Annotated in this window: 5 protein-coding genes; 1 reads left to right on the top strand and 4 read right to left on the bottom strand. The window is 69.4% G+C overall.

The annotated features are described in order from the left end of the window. Positions 1-92 precede the first annotated feature (92 nt). Positions 93-2492 (bottom strand): cation-translocating P-type ATPase, encoded by a 2400-nt coding sequence (locus AB0M11_RS36105; protein WP_365712398.1) that lies wholly within the window; start codon positions 2490-2492, stop codon positions 93-95. A 290-nt stretch (positions 2493-2782) separates the two neighbouring features. Beyond that, on the bottom strand, positions 2783-3037 hold the full coding sequence (locus AB0M11_RS36100) for a DUF2530 domain-containing protein (RefSeq protein ID WP_365712396.1): 255 nt from the start codon (positions 3035-3037) through the stop codon (positions 2783-2785). 112 nt (positions 3038-3149) lie between these two features. Between AB0M11_RS36100 and AB0M11_RS36095 the strand changes: the two genes are divergently transcribed. Next, entirely contained in the window at positions 3150-4601 is a 1452-nt protein-coding gene (locus AB0M11_RS36095) for an NCS2 family permease (protein ID WP_365712395.1), read from the top strand. A 44-nt stretch (positions 4602-4645) separates the two neighbouring features. Here the strand turns inward: AB0M11_RS36095 and AB0M11_RS36090 are convergent, their stop codons facing one another. Continuing rightward, positions 4646-5704: a hypothetical protein gene (locus tag AB0M11_RS36090; RefSeq protein ID WP_365712394.1), complete on the bottom strand. Its 1059-nt coding sequence runs from the start codon at positions 5702-5704 to the stop codon at positions 4646-4648. A gap of 140 nt (positions 5705-5844) precedes the next feature. After that, entirely contained in the window at positions 5845-6027 is a 183-nt protein-coding gene (locus AB0M11_RS36085; protein WP_089101887.1) for a ribbon-helix-helix protein, CopG family, read from the bottom strand. Positions 6028-6097 lie beyond the last annotated feature (70 nt).

The following is a 6097-nucleotide window of genomic DNA, read 5'->3' as shown; positions in this document are numbered from 1 at the left end:
TAACCCCTCTGGTGGGCCCGCCCCAGTATTAGGGCCGGCGGGCACCCGCGCCACCCCCCCCCCCGGGCCGCGGGGGTCCCCCCGCCGCCGCATCACACGGGATACTTCCGCTCCACCCACTTCCAGAGCAGCTCCAGCACGGCCGACCCCACCACGGCGATGCCGACGGCGGTCCACGGCATCGCCATCCCCACCAGCTTCAACGCGAAGAAGCTCTGCAGCGCCGGTACGGCGAGGACGACCACGAAGGCCACGCCCATCGCGGCCACCAGGGCGACGCGCCACCACGTGTACGGCCGGGCGATGATCGCCAGCACCCACAGCGAGACCAGGAACAGCGTCAGGGTCGCGGCACTGGTCTCGGCGTCCAGGGACCCCGTGCCCGTGTAGTAGTGGCGGGCGATCAGGTACGTCACGAAGGTCGCGGCCCCCGCCACCACACCGCCCGGGATCGAGTACCGCATCACCCGGCGGACGAAGTGCGGCTGCGCCCGTTCCGTGTTCGGCGCCAGGGCGAGGAAGAAGGCCGGGATGCCGATGGTCAGGGTCGACAGCAGGGTCAGGTGCCGCGGCAGGAAGGGGTACTCGACCCGCCAGCAGACCACGAGCAGCGCGAGCAGCACCGAGTACACCGTCTTGACCAGGAACAGCGTGGCGACCCGGGTGATGTTGCCGATCACCCGCCGTCCCTCGGCCACCACCGACGGCAGCGTGGCGAAGCTGTTGTCCAGCAGGACGATCTGGGCGACCGCCCGCGTCGCCTCCGAGCCCGAGCCCATCGCGACCCCGATGTCGGCGTCCTTCAGGGCGAGCACGTCGTTCACGCCGTCGCCGGTCATCGCGACCGTGTGCCCGCGCGACTTAAGGGCCCCCACCATCTCCCGCTTCTGCTGCGGGGTGACCCGTCCGAAGACGGTGCCCGAGTCCAGGGCCTCGGCCATCTCGGCCGGCCCGGCGGGCAGCCGGCGCGCGTCCACCGTCGTACCGCTGAGGCCGAGTTTCGCGGCCACGGCGCCGACCGACACCGCGTTGTCCCCGGAGATGACCTTCGCCCGGACGTCCTGGTCGGCGAAGTAGCGCAGGGTGTCGGCGGCGTCCGGGCGGAGCCGCTGCTCCAGCACCACGAGCGCGGTGGCGCCGGCGCCCTGGGCCACCGCGGGGTCGTCGAGGTCCCGGCCCGCGCGGGCGAGCAGCAGCACCCGCAGCCCCTGCTCGTTCAGCCGCACGGTTTCGGCCAGTGCCGGGTCGTCGGCGCCGAGGAGCACGTCCGGCGCCCCCAGCAGCCACGTGCTCAGCTCCCCGTCGCCCTCGCTGAAGGTCGCCCCGCTGTACTTGCGGGCGGAGGAGAACGGCAGCGACTCCACGCACCGCCAGTCCTCGCTGTCGGGGTAGGCGTCGATGATCGCCTGCAGCGAGGCGTTGGGACGCGGGTCGGACTCGCCGAGCGAGCCCAGGACCTTGCGTATGTACGTCTCGTCGGCGCCGTTCAGCGCCCGCAGCTCGGTGACGTCCATGCCGCCCTCGGTGAGGGTGCCGGTCTTGTCGAGACAGACGGTGTCGATCCGGGCGAGCCCCTCGATCGCGGGGAGTTCCTGGACCAGGCACTGCCGGCGGCCCAGCCGGATCACGCCGATCGCGAAGGCGACGGAGGTGAGCAGGACCAGGCCCTCGGGGACCATCGGGACGATGCCGCCGACCGTGCGGGCGACGGCGTCCTTGAGGCCGTTGTTCTTCACGAGCAGCTGGGTGGCGACCAGGCCGATCGCGGCCGGGACCATCATCCACGTCACGTACTTGAGGATGGTCGAGATGCCGGTGCGCAGCTCGGAGTGGACGAGCGTGAAGCGGGAGGCCTCCTCGGCCAGCTGGGCCGCGTACGCCTCCCGGCCGACCTTGGTCGCGGCGAAGGCGCCGCCGCCGGCCACCACGAAGGATCCCGACATCACCTGGTCGCCGGGGCGTTTGACGACCGGGTCGGCCTCGCCGGTGAGCAGCGACTCGTCGATCTCGAGACCGTCGGCCTCGACGCAGACCCCGTCCACGACGACCTTGTCGCCCGGACCGATCTCCAGGAGATCGCCGAGCACGATCTCACTCGTCGCCACTTCGACGGCGGCCCCGTCCCGGCGCACGGTGGGCCGCGCCTCGCCGATCACCGCGAGCGAGTCCAGGGTCTTCTTCGCCCGCCACTCCTGCACGATGCCGATGCCCGTGTTGGCGAGGATCACGAAGCCGAACAGGCTGTCCTGGATCGGCGCCACGGCCAGCATGATCAGCCACAGCACACCGATGATCGCGTTGAACCGGGTGAAGACGTTCGCGCGGACGATCTCGCCGAGGGAGCGGCTGCTGCGCAGCGGTACGTCGTTCACCTCGCCGCGCGCGATCCGCTCCGCGACCTCGGCGGCGGTCAGGCCGGTCGTCCGCACCGGCGCCGGCAGCGGTACGGGATGCACGGGGTCGAGCTCGGCGCCCGCGTCGATGTGCTGCATGCATTCGACGGTACGTGCGGATTTGCGCGTCCACCTGCCGAGTGCCCGGAAGATCCGACCAGGGGAGGACCGAACTCGTGCGCAGGTTGTAGACACCGGCCCCCTTTGCCCACCCACCCACCCACCCGACTCGGTCACCTGAAAAGCGAGGCCCATCCTCCAGCCACCCCGGCGTTCACGGGCGACGCCCGGTCCGCAGCCCCTTCAGCCCGTCCGGCGTTCGAGGACGAGGCCGTTCGGGGCGATGCCGTGAGGGAGGGGGCGCTTCTGGCCGGCCTCGCGGTGGTGCCCTACTCGGCCGTCGCCCGGTGCGCCCTGATCGCTGCGTCCCGGCGCCTCACGTAGTACACGCCGATCAGGCCGAGGCCGCCGCCGGCCAGGCAGGTCCAGATCCACCAGGTGTGGCCGTGGTCGGAGTACCAGCCGTAGAAGGGGAGCTGGGCCAGGAAGAGGACGAACCAGATGATCGTGCCGCCGATGATCGTCGGGACGACCGGGCCCTCAAGGGGTTCCGGTGCCTCGTGCCGGGGTGTCCACTTCGCCATGGCGCTCAGCTTACGCACTCACTCGTTCTACGCGCGGAGATAGCGAACTCGGCATCATATGTTCATACTGAAACCGTTTGTGTGTGACCACTTCTGATCGTAGGAACCTCCAATGTCGACCCCGGCTTCCACTCAGGCCCCCGCTCCCGAACAGCCGGGCGCGACCCCCGCGTACGGGGCGCTGGACCGTTACTTCAAGATCTCCGAGCGGGGCAGCACCCTGGCCCGCGAGGTGCGCGGCGGTTTCGCCACGTTCTTCGCGATGGCATACATCATCGTGCTGAACCCGATCATCCTCGGCAGCGCGAAGGACATGTACGGTCACCAGCTCGACCACGGTCAGCTGGTCACCGCCACGGTCATCACCGCCGCGTTCACGACGCTGCTCATGGGCGTCATCGGCAACGTCCCGATCGCGCTCGCCGCCGGCCTCGGCGTGAACTCCGTCGTCGCCCTCCAGCTGGCGCCCCGGATGTCCTGGCCGGACGCCATGGGCATGGTCGTGCTGGCCGGCATCATCGTGATGCTGCTGGTCGCCAGCGGTCTGCGCGAGCGCGTGATGAACGCCGTCCCGTACAGCCTGCGCAAGGCGATCTCGATCGGTATCGGCCTGTTCATCATGCTGATCGGCCTGGTGGACTCCGGCTTCGTCACCCGCATCCCGGACGCCGCCCAGACCACCGTCCCGCTCCAGCTCGGCACCGACGGTCATCTCAACGGCTGGCCGGTGCTGGTCTTCGTGCTCGGCGCGCTGCTCACCCTCGCGCTGATCGTCCGCAAGGTCTCCGGCGCGATCCTGATCTCGATCGTCGCGATGACCGTGCTGGCGCTGATCATCAACTCCGTCGCGCACGTGACCACCTGGGGCCTGACCGTCCCGACCTGGCCCGGCAACCCGGTCTCCACCCCGGACTTCGGCCTGCTCGGCAAGGTCAGCCTCTTCGGCGGCTTCGGCAAGGTCGGCGTGCTGACCGGCATCCTCTTCGTCTTCACGGTCCTGCTGTCCTGCTTCTTCGACGCCATGGGCACGATCATGGGCGTCAGCGACGAGGCGAAGCTGACCGACGCCGAGGGCTACATGCCGGGCATCAACAAGGTCCTCTTCATCGACGGTGTCGCGGTCGCCGCCGGCGGTGCCAGCTCCTCCTCGGCGACCACCTGCTTCGTCGAGTCGACGGCCGGCGTCGGCGAGGGCGCCCGCACCGGCTTCGCCAACGTCGTCACCGGCGGCCTCTTCGTCGTCGCGCTGTTCCTGACGCCCGTCGCCACGATGGTCCCCTCGCAGGCGGCCACCCCGGCGCTGCTCGCGGTCGGCTTCCTGATCCTGGCCGGTTCGGTCAAGGAGATCGACTGGGCCGACTACACCCTCGCCGTCCCGGCCTTCGTGACCATGGTGATGATGCCGTTCACCTACTCGATCACGAACGGCATCGGCATGGGATTCATCACCTTCGTGGTGATGCGCCTGGCCGTCGGCCGGGCCAAGGACGTGCCGGTCGCGATGTACGTGGTCTCGGCCGTCTTCGCCTTCTACTACCTGATGCCGGCGCTGGGGCTCACCTGACCCGAGCGGGGTGCGCGGGCCGGGTGAGCCCGGCGAGGCCTGCCTCAGGAGACGAAGTCGCTCTTGTAGAAGACGCTCGCGTCCAGCGTGTCCGGGTCCGTCGAGGTGGTCTTCGACGAGAAACCGAAGGCCAGTCTCGGCGCTCCGGAGACCATCCAGATCGCCGTGCCCTGGGGTTCACGCCCCGGCAGGGAGGCTCCGGCGGTGGTCTGGAACTTGTCGTAGTAGGAGCCGCCTGTGCCGTTCAGGTCGAGCGTGACGAGGTACGAAGGGCCGCCGGGGCCGCCGTACAGGAGATAGGCGTACTGGCCGCACAGGGTGATGCCCTGGAACAGGTCGTCGTCGGTGAGGCCGAGCTCGTCGTTGTTGGGGATCGCCCGTTCCACGAGGCGGTAGCCGTCGCTGAGGCGCCCGGCGACGGCGTCCGCCATGTCGAAGACGGCCAGGCGCCACACCCGGGAGGCGGAGTCGCTGGTCGCGTAGCGGATCAGCAGCCGGTTGGTGTAGGGGTCGATGGCCGGCCGGGGCAGCTTGACGAAGCTGGAGATGGTCGGGGTGCGGTCGTAGATCGTGATGCTGGGGTTGAAGTAGTCGAGGGTCAGTCCGTCGGTGAACCGGAAGCGGGACAGCTTCTCGCCGGCTCCGTTGTCGTCGGAGTCGCTGCCCTCGATCCACAGGTACGGCGCCGAGCCGGAACCCGTCGGCTCCACGCCCATCGAGGATCCGTGGCCGAATCCCTGGATGGCCATCGTGCCGAGGACGTTGCCTGAGAGGTCGGTCTGGGAGATCCACAGGTCGCCGTTGTGCCCGGCGCTGTCACCGATGCGGTGCTGGGCGAAGTAGATGCGGCCGTTGACGTTGTCGTAGGCGAAGGACTGCATCGCCCAGTACGGCTGGTGGAGGGTGGCCCGCCAGATCGGGTTGCCGCCGTCGCCGGACAGGACGAAGTGCTTGGAGGTCGCAACGCTGGCCTGTGCGGTGCCGGCCGCCACCAGTGGCGCCGCCGCCCCGAACGCGGCCGCGCCGGCGATTCCGGCTCCGGTCCGCAGGATCTGGCGTCTGCTCGGCCTGGGCTGTGGACGGACGGGTGTGCCGTCGTGCATGGGTCGTAACCCCCCTTGGCGATGCCGGGCGGGCGCCCGGCGTGAGGGGTTAACGCTAGATGAAGGGGAGTTGAAGTCGCACTCGTGTTCTGTGTGTTGGGCTCTCCGTACCGGTCTCTCCCTCTTCGCCCGAAAACCCGTCAGGTGACGCCGTAGAACCTCTCCGTCTCCTCGACGGCGGCCGAGAACCGCTCGTCGAAGTCGTCTCGAACGAGCGTCCGGATCACGTAGTCCTGGACGCTCATTCCTCTCTTGGCCGCATGACACCGGAGCCGGTCGAGCAGCTCCTTGTCTATCCGCAGGCTGAGCACACTGGTCCCCATGGATACGAGGGCGCCACATCCGCGCGCCCGATGCGTCACTTTCCGGATCTGGCTCACTCGTACGGGTGAC

It is taken from the genome of Streptomyces sp. NPDC051987, from assembly GCF_040680735.1.
Classification (GTDB): domain Bacteria; phylum Actinomycetota; class Actinomycetes; order Streptomycetales; family Streptomycetaceae; genus Streptomyces.
Note: the sequence above shows the minus strand (reverse complement) of the source record. Positions and strands in the feature narration are given on the sequence as shown.

Excerpts from the sequence above, each read along its gene's own strand:
- AB0M11_RS36105 (WP_365712398.1), bottom strand. The coding sequence starts at position 2,492 with ATGCAGCACATCGACGCGGGCGCCGAGCTCGACCCCGTGCATCCCGTA.
- AB0M11_RS36100 (WP_365712396.1), bottom strand. The coding sequence starts at position 3,037 with ATGGCGAAGTGGACACCCCGGCACGAGGCACCGGAACCCCTTGAGGGC.
- AB0M11_RS36095 (WP_365712395.1), top strand. The coding sequence starts at position 3,150 with ATGTCGACCCCGGCTTCCACTCAGGCCCCCGCTCCCGAACAGCCGGGC.
- AB0M11_RS36090 (WP_365712394.1), bottom strand. The coding sequence starts at position 5,704 with ATGCACGACGGCACACCCGTCCGTCCACAGCCCAGGCCGAGCAGACGC.
- AB0M11_RS36085 (WP_089101887.1), bottom strand. The coding sequence starts at position 6,027 with ATGGGGACCAGTGTGCTCAGCCTGCGGATAGACAAGGAGCTGCTCGAC.